This window comes from Neisseria sp. P0007.S010 (assembly GCF_051962875.1).
Classification (GTDB): domain Bacteria; phylum Pseudomonadota; class Gammaproteobacteria; order Burkholderiales; family Neisseriaceae; genus Neisseria; species Neisseria subflava_A.
In genome coordinates this window covers 255663-275913 of record NZ_JBQCUX010000002.1, presented here as the reverse complement: position 1 = coordinate 275913, position 20251 = coordinate 255663, and the positions used below count along the sequence as shown (strand labels likewise).

Here is a 20251-nt window from a genome sequence, read left to right as displayed (position 1 = left end):
AGTTATTTCTGACACTGCACCGTAAATTCCGCTATGCCCGGGCAGTCTATTTGGGGCAGAACAAAGTAAGTGTGCAAAGCCATCTGAAGGCGATGTGTTTGAACCTCTTAAAGGCAGCTAACAGGCTAATTGCGCCAGTTGTCACCTTAATTATCGAGTAATGAAGTCGAGTAGGGAGCAGGGAGCCTTAGTACGATACCAAGTACCTTCATATTCCTTGAGAAGAAGTACCTTGTACTAGACATACTTAGAAAAAGTGTTCCGCTAGTTGCAAGATGTGATTTTTTTAAATCTGGAGGCAGGAATCTCATTGTGAACGTAGAAGTTCTTCTTTAATAAGAGAAACAGGAGTTGGCAGGCTAAAATACTAGTATTATGAATTTAACATAATATAAATTATGCGAACTTAGACTAGCATGATGCAATAGTCTTTTCTACAAATTATGGCCATAACCAAGCCCATGTGCTTCGGCCTTCTCCTTGCAGTAAAACTAAAGTTCGGCAAGCTGAAGCTGTGTTCATGCATTCGAAGCCGATGCCGTAGGCTGATAAAACTGCAGCAATTTTGGGATGCAGAAATTTTTGTTTTGCTCCTGTACCTATGATAATGACTTCTGGACAGTTTTCTGCTGTTTCAATTACTGAAATAAAAATTTGTTCGTTTAATTCTTCGATGGTTGTTTGAGGAATGATGCTTACTTTGCCATCTTGCCAGCAAATTAGTTCTGAATATGTTTGTTCACCGATTTGCAATATGCCTTGTGAGGATGAAAAAAATGATGTGGCTTTATCGATATGGTTTTCTGTGATTTTCATGGCAATTCCTGTTTTTATGGTAGAACGATTTTTCAGACGGCCTTGGGAAACTTGCAAAAAAAGGTGCAAAATCAAGCAATATCAGGTAGGATTCAACGTTTAACCTTGTGCATTGATGCTTTGCTCTGAATTTACGATTGCAAGCGATTATAACAAGCCTTGGTTTTTCGTGATTATTTTAAAGTATCGGCTCAAAAGGAGACACAATGAAGCCAGTAAATATCGGTCTTTTAGGTTTGGGTACAGTCGGTGGCGGTACTGCTACTGTATTGCAGGACAACGCTGCGGAAATCAGCCGCCGTTTGGGACGTGAAGTCCGTATTTCTGCTGTTTGTGATTTGAGCGAAGAAAAAGCCAAACAAATTTGCCCGAATGCTGCTTTTATCAAAGATCCGTTTGAGCTGGTTCAACATCAAGATGTTGATGTTGTTGTTGAATTGTTTGGAGGCACCGGTATTGCCAAAGATGCGGTATTGAAAGCGATTGAAAACGGTAAACACATTGTTACTGCCAATAAAAAACTGCTGGCTGAATACGGCAATGAAATTTTTCCTTTGGCAGAAGAAAAAAATGTCATGGTACAGTTTGAAGCTGCTGTTGCCGGCGGTATCCCTATTATCAAGGCTTTGCGTGAAGGCTTGGCTGCGAACCAAATCCGCAGTATTGCCGGTATTATTAATGGTACCAGCAACTTCATTCTTACTGAAATGCGTGAAAAAGGCAGCGCGTTTGCAGACGTCTTGAAAGAAGCTCAGGCTTTGGGCTATGCAGAAGCTGACCCTACTTTTGATATCGAAGGTCATGATGCCGGCCATAAAATTACCATTATGAGCGCATTGGCATTTGGTACGCCGATGAACTTTTCTGCCTGCTATTTGGAAGGCATCAGCAAACTCGACAGCCGCGATATCAAATACGCTGAAGAGCTTGGCTATCGTATCAAATTGTTGGGTATTACCCGTAAAACCGACAAAGGCATCGAGTTGCGTGTACACCCTACTCTGATTCCTGAAAGCCGTCTGCTGGCTAACGTTAACGGCGTGATGAATGCTGTCCGCGTCAATGCCGATATGGTTGGTGAAACCTTGTATTACGGTGCGGGTGCCGGCGCATTGCCGACTGCCTCTGCCGTGGTTGCCGACATCATTGATATTGCCCGCCTGATTGAAGCGGAAACTGACCATCGTGTTCCTCACTTGGCATTCCAACCTTCACAAGTTCAAGCGCAAAATATTCTGTCTATGGATGAAATCACCAGCAGCTACTATCTGCGCGTTCAAGCAACTGACGAACCGGGCACTTTGGGTCAAATTGCCGCACTCTTGGCCAAAGAAAATGTTTCTATCGAAGCTTTGATTCAAAAAGGCGTGATTAATCAAAGCACTGCTGAAATTGTGATTCTGACCCACACCACAGTGGAACACAACGTCAAACGCGCTATCGCAGCGATTGAGGCATTGAGCTGCGTGGATGCTCCGATCACCATGATCCGCATGGAAAGCTTGCATGACTGAGCAACAAACGGAAAGGCCGTCTGAAGAGCAACTGGCGGCCAGAAAGAAAGCCAAGGCAAAAATCCGCACCATCCGTATTTGGGCATGGATTATTTTGTCTTTGCTGGCTCTGACTGCCCTGCTCTCACAATGCGCCATGAACAAGCCGCAGATGAAACAAAATGTGGTAGAATCTTGTGTGAAAAACATTCCTTTTGCTGAAAAATGGCAAGCTGATTTGAAAGCAAAAGGTTTGGATGCACAAAACGAGAAATTGGCTCAAGACTATTGTGTCTGCATGTGGGATCAGCCTTTAAGCAAACTCTCTGACGAGCAAATCCGAAACTTCGGCAAAATCAGCCCAGAGGAGCAACTCAAGCTCTTGGGTGGCGCGGAAGCTTTTGAGGCTCGCGATAAGCAATGCGTGATGGATTTAAAGGCTGAGTGAACCAATATCGGTTTAAACCAAAGATACAAGGCCGTCTGAACAACAGACGGCCTTTCTTATATAAATAAATAGTAATAAGAATTGATTTCATTATATTTTAAGTTTAAGATAGCTTGGTTAATCGCTTTTCTATGGTTGTTACCATGCGTTACCACTTTCCTATTGCCGTTGATATTTATGATTTTTTGTATACTGGCCGGTTTGATTATCTGGAAATCGGACAATCAGCAGAGTCTATTTTGCAGATGTTTCCTGCGCCTGATTGCGTCCCTAAAGGCTTGTTGGTACAAAAAGGCTGGAATATTTGGCTTTATGGCGATATTGAACTGCATTTCTCCGACAATCGGCTGACTCAGATTCGTGCTGATTTTCAGCCTAATACTGCATTAAGCGGCGGCCGTTGGGTAAAGTTGAATCCGTGGTTTTTTGCAAATGGCTGCCTTGATGTATATGCCGTCATTCAGCGCTTGGTGCAACGCAATATCGATTTTATTAAAACGGAAACGCATACCAATTTAATTTTGCAGTTGCAAAGCGGGGTCGAATTGATTTTTGAAAAATGTCAGGGTATGAAACTTGCCTCGTTCCGCAAACAAAAAGCCTCCCTGCCCCATTGGGCGCGGGAAACAGCTTCTTAAATAAAACAATGCCGTCTGAAAACATCATTTCAGACGGCATTATCAGTTACAAACCATTCAATAATTGTCGGATTTTCGTCATCGCCATAGAAGTCTGTTCATTACAGCCCACAGTCCCTACTCCGCTATCAAAGCAATCAATACTGCTGACGCTGCAAAAGTGGGCATAGGCCATTTTTAACTCTCTAGCTAAAACGGCTTCGGGCATGCCGGTCATACCGAGTACATCTACGCCGTCACGTCGATAACGGGCGATTTCTGCGCGGGTTGGACGGCGTGGGCCTTGCAGGCAACCATAAACAGCGGAATCATAAATCGGCACATTGTGCGCTTTCGTGATATTCAACAATTCTTGTCGCAATTCATCGCAATAAGGGTTGAAAAAATCGGTATGGACAACCGGACATTCTTGGCCTTCAAAAAAAGTATCTTTACGGCCATAGGTATAGTCGATTAAATCGTCCGGCAACACCAAACTGCCGTTTTCAAAATCAGGATTGATACCGACGACTGAGGAAATAGCAATGATATTTTCGACACCTAAAGAGTGCAACGCCCAGATATTGGCGCGGTAGTTGATTTCATGCGGCGCGATGGTATGACTGAAGCCGTGTCGTGCAAGGAAAACAATATCCAAGCGCCCCAACCTGCCGAACAAAATAGGGCTGCTGGTTAAGCCGTATGGAGTGCGTACGATTTTTCGTTCAGTAATTTCAAGTTCCGGCAGTTTGGTCAAACCGCTGCCGCCGATAATGGCTAACATATAAAACTTCCTTTGTTGTCAATGGCCGTCTGAAACTTGGATTTCAGACGGCCTTAATATTATCGATTTATTTATGTTTGTAAAAATGGCTGCCGAAATAGGCAGATGCGCCTTTACGCAATAGAACCAGCGTTACAGCGGCAAGCGGCAGGCCGGCAAGCATACCGACAAAACCCATCAGTTGTCCGAAAGCCATCAACGAGAAAATTACCCAGAAAGGCGACAAACCGATGCGGTCGCCGACGATTTTGGGCGTAATGAAAAAGCTTTCCAAGAATTGTCCGACACCGAATACAGCCCAGACCATCAACAAGCCCTGCCATGAGCCATATTGCAAAAGCGCGGCAACTGTTGCCAGCAAAAGGCCGGTAAATGCACCCAAATACGGAATAAATACCAAAATACCGGCAATCATACCGATGGCAAAGCCGGAATCCAAACCGACCAGCATCAAGCCTAAGCCATAGACCAAGCCCATAATCATCATAACCATCAGCTGGCCGCGCAGAAACTCGCCCAAAACTTCATCCATATTGCCGCTGATACGCGTGTAGGTCTCGATAAAACGGCGTGGAACCAACTTGCTGATTCCGGAAGACCAGCGTTTCCAATCCAACAAGAAGTAATACAGCAACAAAGGCAGCAACACCAAATTGCTGACGCCGCTGATCACATTACCGCTTTGACGCATCAAGGTAGGAATCCATGCTTTAAGCGTATTGCTCAACTCATCCGTATGCGACTGCAACCATGCGATGATTGATTCTTGATCGATTTGAATATAATCACCGCTGACGCTGTTGAGCCACGGCAGCAGTTTGTTTTGAACAAAGCCTACGATTTGTGGCAGGCGTTCGGCCAGATTGTTAAACTGGTTCAACAACATAGGCACGATAATCAGTACCAACGACAGCAATACCAGCAAGGCAAACGCCATAATAATCATAGAGGCCGGCGCGCGGCGGATACGCTTCAATTGCAGCCACTCGACCAATGGATTCAAAACATAGGCCAAAACGGCGGCCACAATAAACGGCGTCAAAACATCGCCCAAGGCATATAAAAGCCAAATAAAGGCTGCGATGACGCAAGCCATAATAATCCACGGTTTTGCGCCGCGCGTTTTCTTTTGATACATAAAAAGGTGTTCCCCAATTGATGCTTAAGGTTTTCAAAATAAATAAGCAGTATAACAGATTCACAAAGGCCGTCTGAAAGCGAGACGGCTATTAAGATAAAATAAAAATTGTTGACAATAATGCCAAAAAATTCAGCCTGAATCCTCCAATTTAAGATAAAATACGCTCCGACAATCTACCCATACCCGAATAAGGAAATCCAATGAGCACTTCTTTGAGCTATCGTGACGCAGGCGTGGATATCGACGCAGGCGATCAACTGGTCGAAAACATCAAACCTTTTGCCAAGCGTACTATGCGCCCTGAAGTGTTGGGTGATTTGGGCGGTTTCGGCGCTTTGGTCGAAATCGGCAAAAAATACAAAAACCCGGTATTGGTTTCCGGTACGGACGGCGTCGGTACCAAGCTGAAACTGGCTTTCGACTGGGACAAACACGATACTGTAGGCATCGATTTGGTTGCCATGAGCGTCAACGATATTTTGGTTCAAGGTGCGGAACCTTTGTTCTTCTTGGACTATTTCGCTTGCGGCAAGCTGGATGTTGCCCGCGCGACTGATGTGATTAAAGGCATTGCCCAAGGCTGCGAAGAATCCGGTTGCGCTTTGATTGGCGGTGAAACAGCCGAAATGCCGGGCATGTATCCCGAAGGCGAATACGACTTGGCCGGTTTTGCCGTCGGTGTAGTTGAAAAAGAACGCGTCATCAACGGCCGCAGCATTCAGGCCGGAGACGTTGTTTTGGGCTTGGCTTCCAACGGCGCACACTCCAACGGCTATTCGTTGGTACGCAAAATCATCGAGCGCGACAATCCCGATTTGGACGCGGAATTTGACAACGGCAAAACCTTGCGCGAAGCCATCATCGCCCCTACCCGCCTGTATGTGAAACCTATCCTTGCCACTTTGGAAAAATTCACCATTAAAGGCATGGCCCATATTACCGGCGGAGGCATTACCGAAAACGTACCTCGCGTTTTGCCTGGAAATACCGTTGCACAAATCGATGCCAAAGCGTGGGAATTGCCTAAACTGTTCCAATGGCTGCAAAAAGCAGGCAATGTGGAAACCCAAGAAATGTATCGTACATTCAACTGTGGTATCGGCATGGTCGTTATCATTGCTAAAGAAGATGCCGATGCAGTACAAGCATTCTTGAGCGAACAAGGCGAAACCGTTTACCGTTTGGGCGTTATTCGTGAGCGCAACGGCGACGAACATCAAACCCAAGTGGCTTGATTTGAGATGTAATTAAAAAAGTGCGGATGATGAGTCCGCACTTTTTTGTTTACACTGCCCTAGCCTACTTCTTCCATAAAGCCGGCCAACTGAGCCGTATCGTGGGCAATCATCAGCTCTTCATTGGTTGGCACCACCAAAACAGCCGGCATAGAACCTGTCGGGCTGATGATACCGGAGTTGCCGTAGCGTTTGTCCATGTTGGCTTTGGTGTCGATGTGAAGACCCAAGAAATCAAGATAGGAAACGGTTTTGGCACGGATGTTACGCGAGTTTTCGCCGATACCGCCGGTAAACACGAGTGCGTCAACGCCGCCACAAGCCACAGCCATCGAAGCAATATATTTGGCAAGGCGGTAAGTCATTACTTCCAGGGCCAAGCGTGCGCCTTCATGGCCTTCATCCGCAGCGATTTCCAAAGAACGACAGTCGTTGGAGAGTTCGGAAATACCGAGCAATCCTGATTTTTTGTTCAGCATTTCATCAACTTGGGCAACATCCAAACCGGCATGTGAAGTCAGATAGCTGTATACGCCCGGATCGATGTCGCCGCAACGGGTACCCATCACCAAGCCTTCAATCGGCGTGAAGCCCATACTGGTGTCAACGGATTTGCCGTTTTTAATGGCGGTAATGGATGCGCCGTTGCCTAAGTGGGCAATAATCATGCGGATGTCTTCCAACGGTTTGCCCAAGATGCGTGCGGCTTCAGGGGCAACGTAACGCATACTGGTACCGTGGAAACCGTAGCGGCGGAAAGCGTATTTTTTGCGCAATTCGCGCGGAACAGCATAAGTGTAGGCACGCTCCGGCATGGTTTGGTGAAACGAAGTATCCATCACGCCGACATTGGGCAGGCCCGGGAAGTGCTCTTGCGCAGCCAAAATACCGTTGATATTGGCAGGATTGTGCAGCGGAGCGAGCGGAATGCAGGCATTGAGTTCGTCCATTACTGCTTGGTCGATCAAAACAGATTCGCTGTATTTTTCGCCGCCATGGGCAATACGGTGACCAATGGCTTTAATTTGGTCGTGCAGGCCGTGTTTTTCCAGTTCTTTCAGCAACATGCCTACTGCACCGGCGTGGTCGTTACGGCTGGTCAAAGCAGTTTGGCATTTTTTGCCGTCTTTGCTGAACGTGATTATTGCTTCGGGCGTACCCAAACGTTCGCCGAGACAGCTTAAGAGAACTTTGCCGTTTTTACGGTCGATAACGGCACCTTTGAGTGAAGAGCTGCCGCAGTTCAGAACAAGAATGAGTTGGTTGGACATGGTGTTTCTCCTTTGAATTTTGATTGTTTTTTTTGGCTTCAGGCCGTCTGAAAAGAGCAAAAACATTTGAGAGCTTTCCAGATTGCCTTTGGTTTGGTGTTTAGTCAGGCTTCATGCCCAATCCTAATCTCCATTGCAGGTATCGCTACCTGATTAAAATCTGCTTATTTGGTTTTCAGACGGCCTTGTTTAATGGCTTGGCCGTCTGAAAACTTAAAAGCAATCTTCCGGCACTCGGACTTGTCCTTCCATAATCACGCGTGCGCTACGGCTCATGACCGCTTTGGTGGCCATCCATTGTCCGTCCTGACATTCGGCGGCGGCACCGACATGCAGTGTACCTGACGGATGACCGAAGCGGACTTCTTTACGCGCTCCGCCTCCAGCTGCAAGGTTGACCAGCGTTCCGGGCACGGCGGCGGCGGTAGCGATGGCAACTGAAGCGGTACCCATCATGGCATGGTGCAATTTGCCCATGCTCAGCGCGCGTACCAATAAGTCAATGTCGGCAGCTTTGACGGTTTTACCGCTTGAAGCGGTGTAATCGGCAGCAGGGGCGACAAAAGCGACTTTCGGAGTATGGGCGCGGGTGGCGGCTTCAGATACGTCGCTGATTAAACCCATTTTCAGCGCACCATACGCGCGGATGGTTTCAAATTTTTCCAGAGCCGCGACATCGTTGTTGATATCGTCTTGCAACTCTTTGCCTGTATAGCCCAAATCTGCGGCATTCAGGAAAATGGTTGGAATGCCGGCATTGATAAGCGTGGCTTTCAGACGGCCTATATTCGGCACATCAATTTCATCGACCAAATTGCCGGTTGGGAACATACTGCCTTCGCCGTCGGCCGGATCAAGAAATTCGATTTGTACTTCGGCTGCCGGAAACGTTACGCCGTCAAGCTCAAAATCGCCTGTTTCCAAAACTGCGCCGTTTTGCATCGGCACATGGGCAATAATGGTTTTGCCGATGTTTTTCTGCCAGATTTTGACGGTACACAGGCCGTCTGAAAGGATTTTGGATTTATCGACCAAGCCTTGCTCGATGGCAAATGCGCCCACGGCGGCGGTCAAATTACCGCAGTTGCCACTCCAATCGACAAAAGGTTTGTCGATGGAAACTTGCCCGAACAAGTAATCGACATCGTGATCGGCGCGTTCGGATTTGTCCAAAATCACAGCTTTGCTGGTGGACGAACTGGCATTGCCCAAACCGTCAATCTGTTTGCCGTACGGGTCTGGGCTGCCGAGTACGCGCAAGAGGATTTTGTCGCGTGCCTCGCCTGCTTCCTGCGCAGCGGCCGGCAGATCGGTACGTTTGAAGAAAATGCCTTTAGACGTACCGCCGCGATAGTAAACGGCTGGAATTTTAATTTGCGGCATTTTGAGTTCTCCTTTGTATTTCTAGTATGGTTTTTTCAGACGGCCTCTCAAACATTCAAGGCCGTCTAAAAACCTTTTTGAGCGTAGTCCGGGTATTTTGACGATACCCGATTTACCTTACGCTGCATTTCCTTCTAAGAAGTCTTGTGCGAAACGTTGCAATACGCCACCAGCTTCATATACCAACACTTCTTCTGCGGTATCGAGACGGCAGGTAACCGGAACTTCAACGGTTTCGCCGTTTTTACGATGAATCACGAGGGTCAGGTCGCAGCGCGGTGTACGTTCGCCGACAACATCGTAGGTTTCCGTACCGTCCAGTTGCAGGGTGTGGCGGTTGGTACCCGGTTTGAACTGCAACGGCAACACGCCCATGCCGATCAAGTTGGTGCGGTGGATACGCTCGAAGCCTTCGGCAACAATCGCTTCCACGCCCGCCAACCGTACGCCCTTCGCCGCCCAGTCGCGGCTGGAGCCTTGTCCGTAGTCCGCACCGGCAATGATGATGAGCGGCTGTTTGCGGTTCATATAGGTTTCGATGGCTTCCCACATGCGCATGGTTTCGCCTTCGGGTTCGACGCGGGCGAGCGAGCCTTGGCGCACGCTGCCGTCTTCGTTTCTCACCATTTCGTTAAACAGTTTCGGATTGGCGAAGGTGGCGCGTTGGGCGGTGAGGTGGTCGCCGCGGTGGGTGGCGTAGGAATTGAAGTCTTCTTCGGGCAAACCCATTTTCGCCAGATATTCGCCTGCCGCACTCGCCGCCAGAATCGCGTTGGACGGCGAAATGTGGTCGGTGGTGATGTTGTCGGGCAAAATCGCCAGCGGTCGCATACCTCTTAATGTGCGTTCCCCTGCCAATGCGCCTTCCCAATAGGGTGGACGGCGGATGTAGGTGGACATCGGACGCCAATCGTACAGTGGGCTTGGTGCTTTTTGCGCCTTGCCGGTGTCGAACATTGGCACATACACGTCGCGGAATTGTTGCGGTTTCACATATTCGGCAACGACGGCATCGATTTCTTCATCGGTCGGCCAGATATCTTTCAGGCGGATTTCGCGGCCGTCTGAAACGCCGAGTACGTCGTTTTCAATATCGAAACGGATGCTGCCTGCCAGCGCGTAGGCAACAACCAACGGGGGCGAAGCGAGGAAAGCCTGTTTCGCATACGGATGGATACGGCCGTCGAAGTTGCGGTTGCCTGACAATACGGCGGTGGCGTACAAATCGCGGTCGATGATTTCTTTCTGGATTTTCGGATCCAGCGCGCCGCTCATGCCGTTACAGGTGGTGCAGGCGAAGGCAACGATACCGAAGCCGAGTTTTTCCATTTCAGGCAGCAAGCCTGCTTCTTTCAAATAGATTTCGGCTACTTTTGAACCCGGGGCAAATGAAGATTTCACCCAAGGTTTGCGTTTCAAGCCGAGACGGTTGGCATTGCGTGCCAACAGCGCGGCGGCGACAACGTTGCGCGGATTGGAAGTATTGGTACACGAAGTAATCGCGGCAATAATCACTGCACCGTCAGGCATTTGGCCGTCTGAAGGCTCTTCGTAAGGTTTTGCCAAGCCTTTGCTGGCCAAATCGGCGGTCGCAAAACGGGCATGCGGGTTACTTGGACCTGCCATGTTGCGCGTTACGCTGCTCAAATCAAATTTCAATACGCGCGGATAAACGGCGTTTTTCAAGGCATCTGCCCACAAGCCTGCGGTTTTGGCGTAGGTTTCCACTAATTTCACTTGCGCATCGTCGCGACCGGTCAGTTTCAAATAATCAATGGTTTGCTCATCAATAGCGAACATCGCAGCAGTCGCGCCGAACTCAGGGGTCATATTGGAAATGGTGGCACGGTCGCCGATAGACAGGCTTCTTACGCCCTCACCGAAAAATTCGACAAATGCGCCAACCACGCGCTCTTTACGCAAAAATTCGGTCAGTGCCAACACGATGTCGGTGGCAGTAATGCCCGGCTGGCGTTTGCCTGTCAGCTCAACGCCGACAATATCAGGCAGACGCATCATGGAGGCACGACCCAACATCACGGTTTCGGCTTCCAAACCGCCCACGCCTACGGAAATCACGCCCAGTGAATCGACGTGCGGCGTATGTGAGTCAGTACCGACGCAGGTGTCAGGGAAAGCTACGCCGTTTTTAACTTGGACAACCGGCGACATTTTTTCCAAGTTGATTTGGTGCATAATGCCGTTGCCCGCCGGAATCACATCCACATTTTCAAATGCGGTTTTTGTCCAGTTGATGAAGTGGAAACGGTCTTCGTTGCGTCGATCTTCGATTTCGCGGTTTTTACGGAAGGCATCAGGATCGTAGCCGCCGCATTCAACGGCCAGAGAGTGGTCAACGATAAGCTGGGTTTGCACCACCGGATTCACTTTGGAAGGATCGCCACCTTTTTCGGCAATCGCATCGCGCAGGCCTGCCAAATCCACCAACGCTGTCTGACCCAGAATATCGTGACACACCACGCGCGCCGGATACCAAGGGAAGTCGATTTCCTGTTTTCCCTCAATCAGCTGGCCCAACCAGCTTTGCAGCGTAGGCAGGTCGACTTTGTCTGCGCGGTTGACCAAGTTCTCAGCCAAGATACGGCTTGTATAAGGCAGCTTGTCGTAAGAGCCTGGTTTGATGTCTTCACACGCCTGACGCGCGTCGTAATATTCCAAATCCGTACCGGGTAAAGCTTTGCGGTAGCGTTGGTTGGCAGTCATGTCGGTTCTCCTAAAATCTATTCTTTTTTTGGTTTTGGGTTTCAGACGGCCTGTTGATTCGGACCTTAAAGCCGTCTAAAACCATAAATTCTGTTTTATTGCTTGTTGTCTGAAATCTATTCGCGGTATGAAAAAAAATTGCTGCTCCGCTACCATCATTCCCGTATAGACGGAAATCCAAACTTAAATCTTTCAGCACTCTTTACAGCAGAATATTTCAACTTTTGAATTTCTGCCTGTATGGGAATGACGACAGCAGAGCAGCATGTTTTCCAAACGGCCGGCTCTCTCTCTCGCATACTGCACTAGGCCGTCGAAAAACGAAAACATCATTTATTCATTGTTTTCAAACGACATTTCGAGATGGGGCGGGCAGGCGGCCCACCCTGCTGTTACGCGTATTAGCGGTTTTCAATCTCCACGAATGCCAAATCTTCAGGGCCTGTGTAGTTTGCGCTCGGACGGATGATTTTGCCGTCTTTGCGTTGCTCGAGAACGTGTGCGCTCCAACCGGTTGTACGGGAAATTACGAACAGCGGTGTGAACATAGCGGTCGGTACGCCCAATTTTTGGTAGGAAACGGCAGAGAACCAGTCCAGATTCGGGAACATTTTTTTCTCTTCCCACATCACGCTTTCCAAGCGTTCGGCAATGTCAAAGAGGCGCATATCGCCGGTTTCTTTGCTCAAACCGCGTGCCACTTCTTTAATGACAACGTTGCGAGGGTCGGAAATGGTGTACACCGGATGACCGAAACCGATCACGATTTCTTTGCGGCCGATGCGTTCGCGGATGTCGGCTTCGGCTTCGTCGGCATTGCGGTAGCGTTTTTGAATATCGTAAGCCACCTCGTTTGCACCGCCGTGTTTCGGACCTTTCAACGCGCCGATTGCACCGGTAATGCTGGAGTACATATCAGAGCCTGTACCGGCGATCACGCGGGCGGTAAAGGTAGAAGCGTTGAACTCGTGTTCCGCATACAGAATCAGTGAAACGTGCATGGCTTTGATGTGTGATTCGCTTGGGCATTTGCCGTGCAACAGGTGCAGGAAATGACCGCCGATGGTCTCTTCGTCGCTTTCAACTTCAATGCGTTTGCCGTTGTGCGAATATTGATACCAGTACAGCAGGATGCTGCCGAGGCTGGCGATCAGTTTGTCGGCAATGTCGCGCGCTTCACTTTCCGGATGGCTTTCACGTTCAGGATGAACGCAGCCCAGCATGGATACGCCGGTACGCATCACGTCCATCGGATGGGTATGTGCAGGCAGGCTTTCCAAAACTTTAATCACACGGATAGGCAGGCCGCGCATGGATTTGAGCTTGGTTTTATAAGCGGCCAGCTCGAATTTATTGGGCAGATGACCGTGAATCAACAGGTGGGCGACTTCTTCAAACTCGCATTTTTGTGCCAAATCCAAGATGTCGTAACCGCGATAGCTCAAATCGTTGCCGGTACGGCCAACGGTACACAATTCGGTATTACCGGCCGCAACGCCAGAAAGCGCAACGGATTTTTTAGGTTTAAAAGTCGGGGTTTGAGTAGTTTCAGTCATGGTATTTCTCCTTTGTATTTTTATGGGATTTATTTTTCAGACGGCCGATGCGGATTTGTTGAAAGGCCGTCTGAAAGCGGTTACTTATTTTTGAAACAATTTATCCAGTTTTTGCTCGAAGGCATGATAGTTCAGATGCTCGTACAGCTCGGCACGGGTTTGCATACTGTCAACCACCGCCGCCTGAGTGCTATCGCGCATGATCGCTTCATAAACATTCAGAGCGGCTTTGCTTGCTGCGCGGAATGATGACAGCGGATACAGCACCAGCGACACGCCGTTTTCAGCCAGCTCGCTTTGAGTATAAAGCGGAGTAGAACCAAACTCGGTAATGTTGGCCAATACAGGTACTTTCACTGCATCTGCAAATTGGCGGTACATTTTCAAATCGGTCATGGCTTCAGGGAAAATCATGTCCGCACCGGCTTCGACACAAGCCTGAGCGCGTTCGATAGCGGCATCCAAACCTTCTACCGCCAGCGCATCGGTACGCGCCATAATTACAAAGTTCTCATCAACGCGCGCATCTACGGCAGCTTTGATACGGTCGACCATTTCATCTTTAGAAACAATGGCTTTGTTCGGACGGTGGCCGCAGCGTTTTTGAGCTACCTGATCTTCGATGTGAACCGCTGCAACACCAGCGCGTTCAAAGTTGCGAATGGTACGGGCAATATTGAATGCACCGCCCCAACCCACATCAATATCCACCAGCAAAGGCGTATCCACGTTGTCCGTAATGCGTCGTGCGTCGATCAGCACATCTTCCATTGTGGTAATGCCCAAATCAGGGATACCGCAAGAGCAGGCCGCCACGCCGCCGCCAGACAGATAGATTGCTTTGAAACCGCTTTGGGTAGCCAATCGTGCAAAGTAAGCATTGACGCAACCGACTACGGCAAGAGGATTCGATTCTTTCACGGCTTGGCGGAAACGTGCTCCGGCAGAGTGTTGACTCATCATATTTCTCCTTTATAGACTTTTTTTCAGTATTAATCGGACGGCTCGTTTTTTCACAACTTGAAACGACCCGTTTAAAAAGAAACAATCGTTCTAAAAACTGTTTTCAGACGGCCTGTAAAATTTCAATCATCAACCATCTGAAAATTTAAAATCAATAAATACAAATAGTTATCAAAACCAATAAATACAATAAGGCTGAAGCGGAGGCGTACGTTTTTTAATTTTTATTAATCAAAATATGAATTCGATTGGAGATGCAGATATTTTAAAACCCGAAACGTTTGTAGGAATGCGGAAACTGGATTCGGGTCGAGAGCCTTCAGACCGTTGCGACTGCCAATAAGCTGGCAGCGACGGGAGCGGCAGAGATGGGAGAAAATCTATAACAAGAGAGAGTGGTTTGATACAGATTCATGATGATGTTCCTTTGTAGTGCGATGTAGTTTTTATTTATGGAAACAAATTTAAAAAATAAAACCGGTCTTGTCAAACACTTTTTTCAAAAAAATTATAAAAAATTCAGTTATTAATAAACGATTTTTTCACAACAAATGTAAAAAACGGACAGGCTGTACCACATCAAACCCTTGTGTTGCCTAGCTTCTGTCCGTTTTGTGTTTTTGGCTGATAGTCAGAATAATTGTAAACAATCTATCTAAAAATAATTTATAATTGATTCATTTATAAAGAACTTTTAAATATGCCTTCTGAAAAAATTAAAATTTTTTGCCTTTAAATTTTCAGACGGCCTTTGCATGATGACTACTCTGCACTAAATGCCGTCTGAAAAGTCTGCTTGCCAATGGTAATGTCGGCAGTGTAATCATGGCGACCTTCGACGCAAAACGGCAAGCGGATTTGCGCAGCCTGCCAACTTTGTGGCGATTGTTGCGTCAGGTTGTAGCGGTTGAAGCCCATGTCCATGTTTTTCATACTGAAACTGATACTGACCGAGCCCGTATTCTTCGGCACATTTTCTACCACAATATCAAAAGGCTCGTGTGTATTGATAGAGGTCGCTCGCACTTTTGAACCGTCAGGCAGGACGCAGCCTTGTGTCAAACTACATTCGACTACATTCGCTTTTGTCTGTTGCCGCTGCCACCAATCCAAGAGCAGCAGTTTGGCCGCCGCGAATACAATCAGTAAAACAGCGGCAATCAGAAGCTTTTGATTTTTACTCATTTCAGACGGCCTCAATGTCATTATCGGTCAAAACGGCGTGCGCACCCATGCTCTGCCACTGTTCGCGATAAATGGAAACCATACTTTCCGGAGCTGCCACAATCAGCGGCATCGCCACGCCTTGTGCCAAAATATCCATAACTTGCTTGGCTGCCGCTTCATTCGCCACTTTCCATACTACAGCATCCGCATTTTGCACCTGCTGCCATTGTTCGGCATTTTCAATGATTGGCCACACGCTGGATGCTTCTATCGGCTTGCCTTGCTGCCAATCGGCAAATTCCAACAATACGGCAGATGCGGTTTGATGCTGAGCCGACAGATATGGCACAACATAATATTCACCCATGCTGTTTTGACCGCTCAAGCCGCTTTTCAGACGGCCTTGAAGCTGGCGCGGAATAGAGAGGGAACGTAATAATGCGCTATTGGCAGGCAACATCGGCGCAACGGTAAAATCCCCTGCCTTTTGCCATGCCCATTTTTGCCCTTCCCTAGATTGGATTTCGCCTGTCCATTGGTCGGCTTCTACCCATAAAAAATGCAGGTGTACATGTGCGTGTTCGTAGGAATGGACTTTCGTCAGCCACGGCGTAGCGGCAAGGATACGGATGCCGAGTTCTTCTTCAAACTCGCGCTGCAAGGCTTGAAAATCGCTTTCGCCTGCCTCAACCTTGCCTCCGGCAAATTCCCAATAGCCGGCATACGGTTTTCCTTCGGGGCGGGAACTGAGCAGGTAGCGGCCGTTTTGGTCGAGCAAAATTCCGGCAACCACTTGCACCAATGGACGTGTGTCTTCAGTCATCATGAGCTTATTCTTATATGCGGCAGGCAGCGACACCTGCCGATTTATACGTACAAAAACGATGTCGGGCCTATACGCCCGACCTTCAACAAATACCTAATACTTTCAGGCCGTCTGAAAAGGATGCTCTATTTCAGAATCCTTAAATCCGGCCTTATTTTTCCACAATGACAAAAGCCATGACGGTATCCTCTTCATCGCTCATACTGAGATGGCAGCTTCGGATACCCTGTTCTTCCAGCCATTTGGTCAAAGCAGGTGCAAAAAATAATTCAGGCTTGCCCAATGCGTCATGTCCGACACCGATATTGCGGAAGGACACCACGCCGCGTATGCCCGTACCGACGGCTTTGGCAAAAGCCTCTTTGGCGGCAAAGCGTTTGGCAAGATAGTTGACCGGCTTGCCTGCCTGTGGAAACTCCAACAGCTCTTCCGGGCTGAGAATGCGTTGCGCAAATGCCAGTCCGAATTTTTTGTTCAGGCGGATAATGCGTTTGAGGGAAACAATGTCTGTACCGATTCCGTAAATCATGGGTCTGCTCCTTGTTTAAATAGTCAGGCCGTCTGAAAGTGTGGATACCGGCCAAAGCAAACCGCTTTAGCCTGTATGGCTGATGCCGTTAAGGCAGCATTCTGGCTCTGAACATGACTTCCTTCATTTGGCGGACCGCTTCAGGCAGGCCGAGGAAGAGTGCTTGGGAAATCAGCGAATGGCCGATGTTCAACTCGCGGATAGCGAGAATTTGGGCAATCGGCGTTACGTTGTGAATGGTCAGGCCGTGTCCGGCGTTGACAACCAAACCCAAATCGCTGGCGTAATGCGCGCCGTTTTGAATGCGCTCGAATTGTTTCATCTGCTCGGCGTGGCTGTGCGCATCGGCATATGCACCGGTGTGCAACTCTATAACGGGCGCGCCGACATCATAAGCGGCTTGGATTTGCGCGTTGTCGGCATCGATAAACAAGGACACGCGGATGCCTGCGTCGGTCAAGATTTTGGTGAACTCGGCCACTTTATCCTGTTGCGCCAATACGTCCAAACCGCCTTCGGTAGTTACTTCTTGACGTTTTTCAGGCACGAGGCACACATCTTCTGGCATGACGTTGAGCGCATTTTCCAGCATTTCTTCCGTCAGCGCCATTTCCAAATTCAGGCGCGTGCGGATGGCGTTTTTAACGGCGAACACGTCCGCATCTTTAATATGGCGGCGGTCTTCACGCAAGTGCATGGTAATCAAATCTGCGCCGTGGGTTTCTGCAATCAGCGCCGCTTCGACAGGGCTGGGATAAATCGTACCACGCGCATTGCGGACGGTGGCAATATGGTCGATGTTTACGCCTAACAACATAATAATGTCCTTTCATTAAAGTTTCAGACGGCCTGAGCCTGCTCATATCACAGGTCGTCTGAAAAAATTCAACTGCCCAAGCCAAACTGCTGCAACTGCTGCAAAACCTGCCGAGACTTGATGCCCTCGGGCAGAAGGTTGTCAATCAAAAGCCGCGTCACTTTCAAAGCCTGCCCCAGACTTTCCTGATGAACGAAACTGCCTTCCCTCAAATCAATTAACGTCGCGCCCAATACGGCAACGCCCTTATTGAGCACATGGAAACGGTCGGCCTCGGCCAGGGGAACCACAGCCTCTTCCGGTGTGAGCCAATAAGTTTCTTCACCGTTGATTTCATTTCCGTTGCCGTCATGGAACAAATCGGGGGCAAAGCCCAAGCGTGTCAGCAGCGACCATTCAAAACGGCGCAAAGCGGCAATATGGTTGACCTTGCAACAAATGGTTTTCATGGTTTCTGCTAAAACATCGTATAGCTCAGGCAACGGATCTTCGCGGACGGTCAATTTCAGCATCAACTCGTTCACATACAATCCGCTGAACAAAGCCCTGCCCTGCGGCTGCGGCCAACCGCCTATCCATTCGGCGCGATGCAGGGTCTTCAACTCTTGAGAACCATACCAAGACGCGCTCACCGGCACAAACGGCACCAACACGCCGCGCAATTCACTCTGCCGTTTGCGCGCGCTTCTGGCCAACAAAGCCACCCGCCCATAGCGGCGGCTGAAAGCCTCCACCCACAAGCTGCTCTCGCGCCAAGGGGCGGAAGCAAGCAGAAAGATAGGTTCGTGGTTGATGCGGTTTGGTTGCGCCATAAGGGTTTGGAAAGATAAAGATTGTGTCGATTATAACGGAAAATCGACGCAAAAAGGCCGTCTGAAAGTCTGCCTTCTATAAAGTCCGTCTGAAAACCTTTATAATCCGTTTTGAATAAACAACCGACTTTCCTGTGTTTATGCCGAAATTCTCTTTTAAATCTGCCCTTTCCCTGCTCTCCGCAGCCCTAATTATCCGCCTGCTCGCTGGTGAAATATCAACCTATCGCCGGTATTGATACGGTCGACCTGCAACGCGGCTACCGCTTTGAAACCAGCCGGCTTCAGCGCAACGACGAAGACGATACGCTTGTTGTGTTGATGTTCTCCGGCGGCGGTACGCGTGCGGCGGCTTTGGGTTATGGTGTGTTGGAGCAGCTTCATAAGCAACAGATTACCATCGGCGGCAAAAAACAGTCTTTGATGTCGAATGTCGATGTGGTGGTCGGCGTATCCGGCGGCTCGGTTTTGGCAGCTTATTTTGCACTCAAGGGCGAAGAAACCATTCCTTTGTTTTATAAACGTTTCCTACACCAAAACTTCCAACGCCAAGTCGTCAAACAAGCATTTTCCATGTCCAATCTGCCCCGACTGGCCTCGCCTGAATACGGACGCGGCGATCTGTTGCAGGAGCAGTTTGAAAACTACCTTTTCGGTAAAACCACTTTCCGCGATTTGGAAAAAAATGCCAAAGGCCCGTTTGCCATCATTTCCGCCACCGATATGGGCATAGGCGAGCGTTTCAATTTCACACAGGAATATTTCGACCCGATGTGTATCGACTTGGGCGACTTGCGACTTGCCCGTGCCGTCGCCGCTTCAAGCTCCGTGCCCATGGTGTTTGCACCAATTACGCTTAATAACAACGGCGGCCATTGCCAATATACACTGCCGCTTCAACTTGTCTCCGACAGCGAAGCAGGTAAAAAACAGCTGCAAACCCGAAAAGAATTTTTCGAGCGTTTCCAAAAATACAGCAACAGCAAAAACCGTCCCTACATCCACCTTATCGACGGCGGCTTAACCGACAATCTGGGCATGCGCAGCCTTTTGGACATGACGGAGATGTATCCGGAAAAAATCCTGACGCATAAAATCAAACAAAACAAAATCCGCCATATTGTCGTCATCAACGTCAATGCCCAAAACGAAGTCAGCAGCAATTTGGATAAAAGCGCGGCCGTACCCGGTTTCCGCGATGTCGTTTCTGCCATTGTGAATATCCCGATCGACCAACATTCGCAAGAATCTTTGCGCCGCTTCAGGGCCTTTGTCGACCAATGGAACAAAGACAAGCGGAACGAAGACATCTATTTCTCTTTCGTCAGCCTCAATCTCAAAGACCTTCCGCCATCCCGGCTGAGGGATAAGGTATTGAATATTCCGACCAGCTTCTATCTGCCGCCGGAAGACGTGGACAACCTACGCACCGCTGCCGCCGAACTGATGAAGCAGTCGCTGGACTATCGCAACCTACTGGCAGAATTTGCGGCACACCCCAATCCAGACACCATCTTCGCAGCCCCACCTCCTGATGCGCAAGAATTCAAGCTATTGAACGAAAAAGAAAAGCAGGAGCAAACTGTTCCATAAAGTGTAGCTCTGTTAAAATAATATACACTTCATCTTATATTTCAGACGGCCTCAATACCTAAGGCCGTCTGAAACA

Annotated in this window: 17 protein-coding genes and 1 pseudogene; 5 read left to right on the top strand and 13 right to left on the bottom strand. The window is 48.7% G+C overall.

Going from position 1 to position 20251, the window contains the following annotated elements:
• Positions 1-441 precede the first annotated feature (441 nt).
• On the bottom strand, positions 442-816 hold the full coding sequence (locus ACTHR7_RS02775; RefSeq protein ID WP_293206064.1) for an Mth938-like domain-containing protein: 375 nt from the start codon (positions 814-816) through the stop codon (positions 442-444).
• A 206-nt stretch (positions 817-1022) separates the two neighbouring features.
• On the opposite strand from ACTHR7_RS02775, the gene ACTHR7_RS02770 reads away from it, so the two are divergent.
• The 3 genes from ACTHR7_RS02770 to ACTHR7_RS02760 all read left to right on the top strand — a co-directional run bounded on the left by ACTHR7_RS02770 (position 1023) and on the right by ACTHR7_RS02760 (position 3395).
• Positions 1023-2330 (top strand): homoserine dehydrogenase, encoded by a 1308-nt coding sequence (locus ACTHR7_RS02770; protein ID WP_049343858.1) that lies wholly within the window; start codon positions 1023-1025, stop codon positions 2328-2330.
• Entirely contained in the window at positions 2323-2757 is a 435-nt protein-coding gene (locus tag ACTHR7_RS02765; RefSeq protein WP_440370282.1) for a hypothetical protein, read from the top strand. Before ACTHR7_RS02770 ends, ACTHR7_RS02765 begins: the two co-directional genes overlap by 8 nt.
• Before the next feature lie 143 nt (positions 2758-2900).
• Positions 2901-3395: a hypothetical protein gene (locus ACTHR7_RS02760; protein WP_440370281.1), complete on the top strand. Its 495-nt coding sequence runs from the start codon at positions 2901-2903 to the stop codon at positions 3393-3395.
• A gap of 46 nt (positions 3396-3441) precedes the next feature.
• Here the strand turns inward: ACTHR7_RS02760 and ACTHR7_RS02755 are convergent, their stop codons facing one another.
• Positions 3442-4158, bottom strand: a complete 717-nt coding sequence (locus ACTHR7_RS02755; RefSeq protein WP_070609003.1) for an S-methyl-5'-thioinosine phosphorylase — start codon at positions 4156-4158, stop codon at positions 3442-3444.
• Positions 4159-4225: 67 nt separating this feature from the next.
• A complete protein-coding gene (locus tag ACTHR7_RS02750) occupies positions 4226-5296 on the bottom strand; it encodes an AI-2E family transporter (RefSeq protein ID WP_371489651.1) in 1071 nt (356 codons plus the stop codon).
• A 203-nt stretch (positions 5297-5499) separates the two neighbouring features.
• Between ACTHR7_RS02750 and purM the strand changes: the two genes are divergently transcribed.
• A complete protein-coding gene (gene purM, locus ACTHR7_RS02745) occupies positions 5500-6534 on the top strand; it encodes a phosphoribosylformylglycinamidine cyclo-ligase (protein WP_440370280.1) in 1035 nt (344 codons plus the stop codon).
• Positions 6535-6593: 59 nt separating this feature from the next.
• Here the strand turns inward: purM and ACTHR7_RS02740 are convergent, their stop codons facing one another.
• The 10 genes from ACTHR7_RS02740 to recO all read right to left on the bottom strand — a co-directional run bounded on the left by ACTHR7_RS02740 (position 6594) and on the right by recO (position 18582).
• On the bottom strand, positions 6594-7805 hold the full coding sequence (locus ACTHR7_RS02740) for an acetate kinase (RefSeq protein WP_440370279.1): 1212 nt from the start codon (positions 7803-7805) through the stop codon (positions 6594-6596).
• A gap of 213 nt (positions 7806-8018) precedes the next feature.
• Positions 8019-9188 carry a 2-methylaconitate cis-trans isomerase PrpF gene (gene prpF, locus ACTHR7_RS02735; RefSeq protein ID WP_440370278.1) on the bottom strand — a complete coding sequence of 390 codons (1170 nt, stop codon included), beginning with the start codon at positions 9186-9188 and terminating at the stop codon, positions 8019-8021.
• Positions 9189-9305: 117 nt separating this feature from the next.
• Complete coding sequence (gene acnD, locus ACTHR7_RS02730) at positions 9306-11912, bottom strand: Fe/S-dependent 2-methylisocitrate dehydratase AcnD (protein WP_440370277.1); 2607 nt, start codon at positions 11910-11912, stop codon at positions 9306-9308.
• 401 nt (positions 11913-12313) lie between these two features.
• Complete coding sequence (prpC, locus tag ACTHR7_RS02725) at positions 12314-13468, bottom strand: bifunctional 2-methylcitrate synthase/citrate synthase (RefSeq protein ID WP_107867336.1); 1155 nt, start codon at positions 13466-13468, stop codon at positions 12314-12316.
• A gap of 84 nt (positions 13469-13552) precedes the next feature.
• Positions 13553-14428, bottom strand: coding sequence for a methylisocitrate lyase (gene prpB, locus ACTHR7_RS02720; RefSeq protein ID WP_440370276.1), 876 nt, complete (start codon positions 14426-14428; stop codon positions 13553-13555).
• Between the two features lie 765 nt (positions 14429-15193).
• On the bottom strand, positions 15194-15616 hold the full coding sequence (locus tag ACTHR7_RS02715; RefSeq protein WP_293206039.1) for a hypothetical protein: 423 nt from the start codon (positions 15614-15616) through the stop codon (positions 15194-15196).
• Between the two features lies 1 nt (position 15617).
• Positions 15618-16421: an NUDIX domain-containing protein gene (locus ACTHR7_RS02710; protein ID WP_293206070.1), complete on the bottom strand. Its 804-nt coding sequence runs from the start codon at positions 16419-16421 to the stop codon at positions 15618-15620.
• A gap of 154 nt (positions 16422-16575) precedes the next feature.
• Positions 16576-16953, bottom strand: a complete 378-nt coding sequence (acpS, locus tag ACTHR7_RS02705) for a holo-ACP synthase (RefSeq protein ID WP_293206036.1) — start codon at positions 16951-16953, stop codon at positions 16576-16578.
• Positions 16954-17041: 88 nt separating this feature from the next.
• A complete protein-coding gene (pdxJ, locus tag ACTHR7_RS02700) occupies positions 17042-17770 on the bottom strand; it encodes a pyridoxine 5'-phosphate synthase (protein WP_070589100.1) in 729 nt (242 codons plus the stop codon).
• Between the two features lie 68 nt (positions 17771-17838).
• Positions 17839-18582: a DNA repair protein RecO gene (gene recO / locus ACTHR7_RS02695; protein WP_293206029.1), complete on the bottom strand. Its 744-nt coding sequence runs from the start codon at positions 18580-18582 to the stop codon at positions 17839-17841.
• 140 nt (positions 18583-18722) lie between these two features.
• On the opposite strand from recO, the pseudogene ACTHR7_RS02690 reads away from it, so the two are divergent.
• Positions 18723-20175: pseudogene (locus tag ACTHR7_RS02690) on the top strand (patatin-like phospholipase family protein).
• Positions 20176-20251 lie beyond the last annotated feature (76 nt).

What these genes read in the sequence shown, in the direction of transcription:
- ACTHR7_RS02775 (WP_293206064.1), bottom strand. Translation starts at nt 816, where the DNA reads ATGAAAATCACAGAAAACCATATCGATAAAGCCACATCATTTTTTTCA.
- ACTHR7_RS02770 (WP_049343858.1), top strand. Translation starts at nt 1,023, where the DNA reads ATGAAGCCAGTAAATATCGGTCTTTTAGGTTTGGGTACAGTCGGTGGC.
- ACTHR7_RS02765 (WP_440370282.1), top strand. Translation starts at nt 2,323, where the DNA reads ATGACTGAGCAACAAACGGAAAGGCCGTCTGAAGAGCAACTGGCGGCC.
- ACTHR7_RS02760 (WP_440370281.1), top strand. Translation starts at nt 2,901, where the DNA reads ATGCGTTACCACTTTCCTATTGCCGTTGATATTTATGATTTTTTGTAT.
- ACTHR7_RS02755 (WP_070609003.1), bottom strand. Translation starts at nt 4,158, where the DNA reads ATGTTAGCCATTATCGGCGGCAGCGGTTTGACCAAACTGCCGGAACTT.
- ACTHR7_RS02750 (WP_371489651.1), bottom strand. Translation starts at nt 5,296, where the DNA reads ATGTATCAAAAGAAAACGCGCGGCGCAAAACCGTGGATTATTATGGCT.
- purM (WP_440370280.1), top strand. Translation starts at nt 5,500, where the DNA reads ATGAGCACTTCTTTGAGCTATCGTGACGCAGGCGTGGATATCGACGCA.
- ACTHR7_RS02740 (WP_440370279.1), bottom strand. Translation starts at nt 7,805, where the DNA reads ATGTCCAACCAACTCATTCTTGTTCTGAACTGCGGCAGCTCTTCACTC.
- prpF (WP_440370278.1), bottom strand. Translation starts at nt 9,188, where the DNA reads ATGCCGCAAATTAAAATTCCAGCCGTTTACTATCGCGGCGGTACGTCT.
- acnD (WP_440370277.1), bottom strand. Translation starts at nt 11,912, where the DNA reads ATGACTGCCAACCAACGCTACCGCAAAGCTTTACCCGGTACGGATTTG.
- prpC (WP_107867336.1), bottom strand. Translation starts at nt 13,468, where the DNA reads ATGACTGAAACTACTCAAACCCCGACTTTTAAACCTAAAAAATCCGTT.
- prpB (WP_440370276.1), bottom strand. Translation starts at nt 14,428, where the DNA reads ATGAGTCAACACTCTGCCGGAGCACGTTTCCGCCAAGCCGTGAAAGAA.
- ACTHR7_RS02715 (WP_293206039.1), bottom strand. Translation starts at nt 15,616, where the DNA reads ATGAGTAAAAATCAAAAGCTTCTGATTGCCGCTGTTTTACTGATTGTA.
- ACTHR7_RS02710 (WP_293206070.1), bottom strand. Translation starts at nt 16,421, where the DNA reads ATGACTGAAGACACACGTCCATTGGTGCAAGTGGTTGCCGGAATTTTG.
- acpS (WP_293206036.1), bottom strand. Translation starts at nt 16,953, where the DNA reads ATGATTTACGGAATCGGTACAGACATTGTTTCCCTCAAACGCATTATC.
- pdxJ (WP_070589100.1), bottom strand. Translation starts at nt 17,770, where the DNA reads ATGTTGTTAGGCGTAAACATCGACCATATTGCCACCGTCCGCAATGCG.
- recO (WP_293206029.1), bottom strand. Translation starts at nt 18,582, where the DNA reads ATGGCGCAACCAAACCGCATCAACCACGAACCTATCTTTCTGCTTGCT.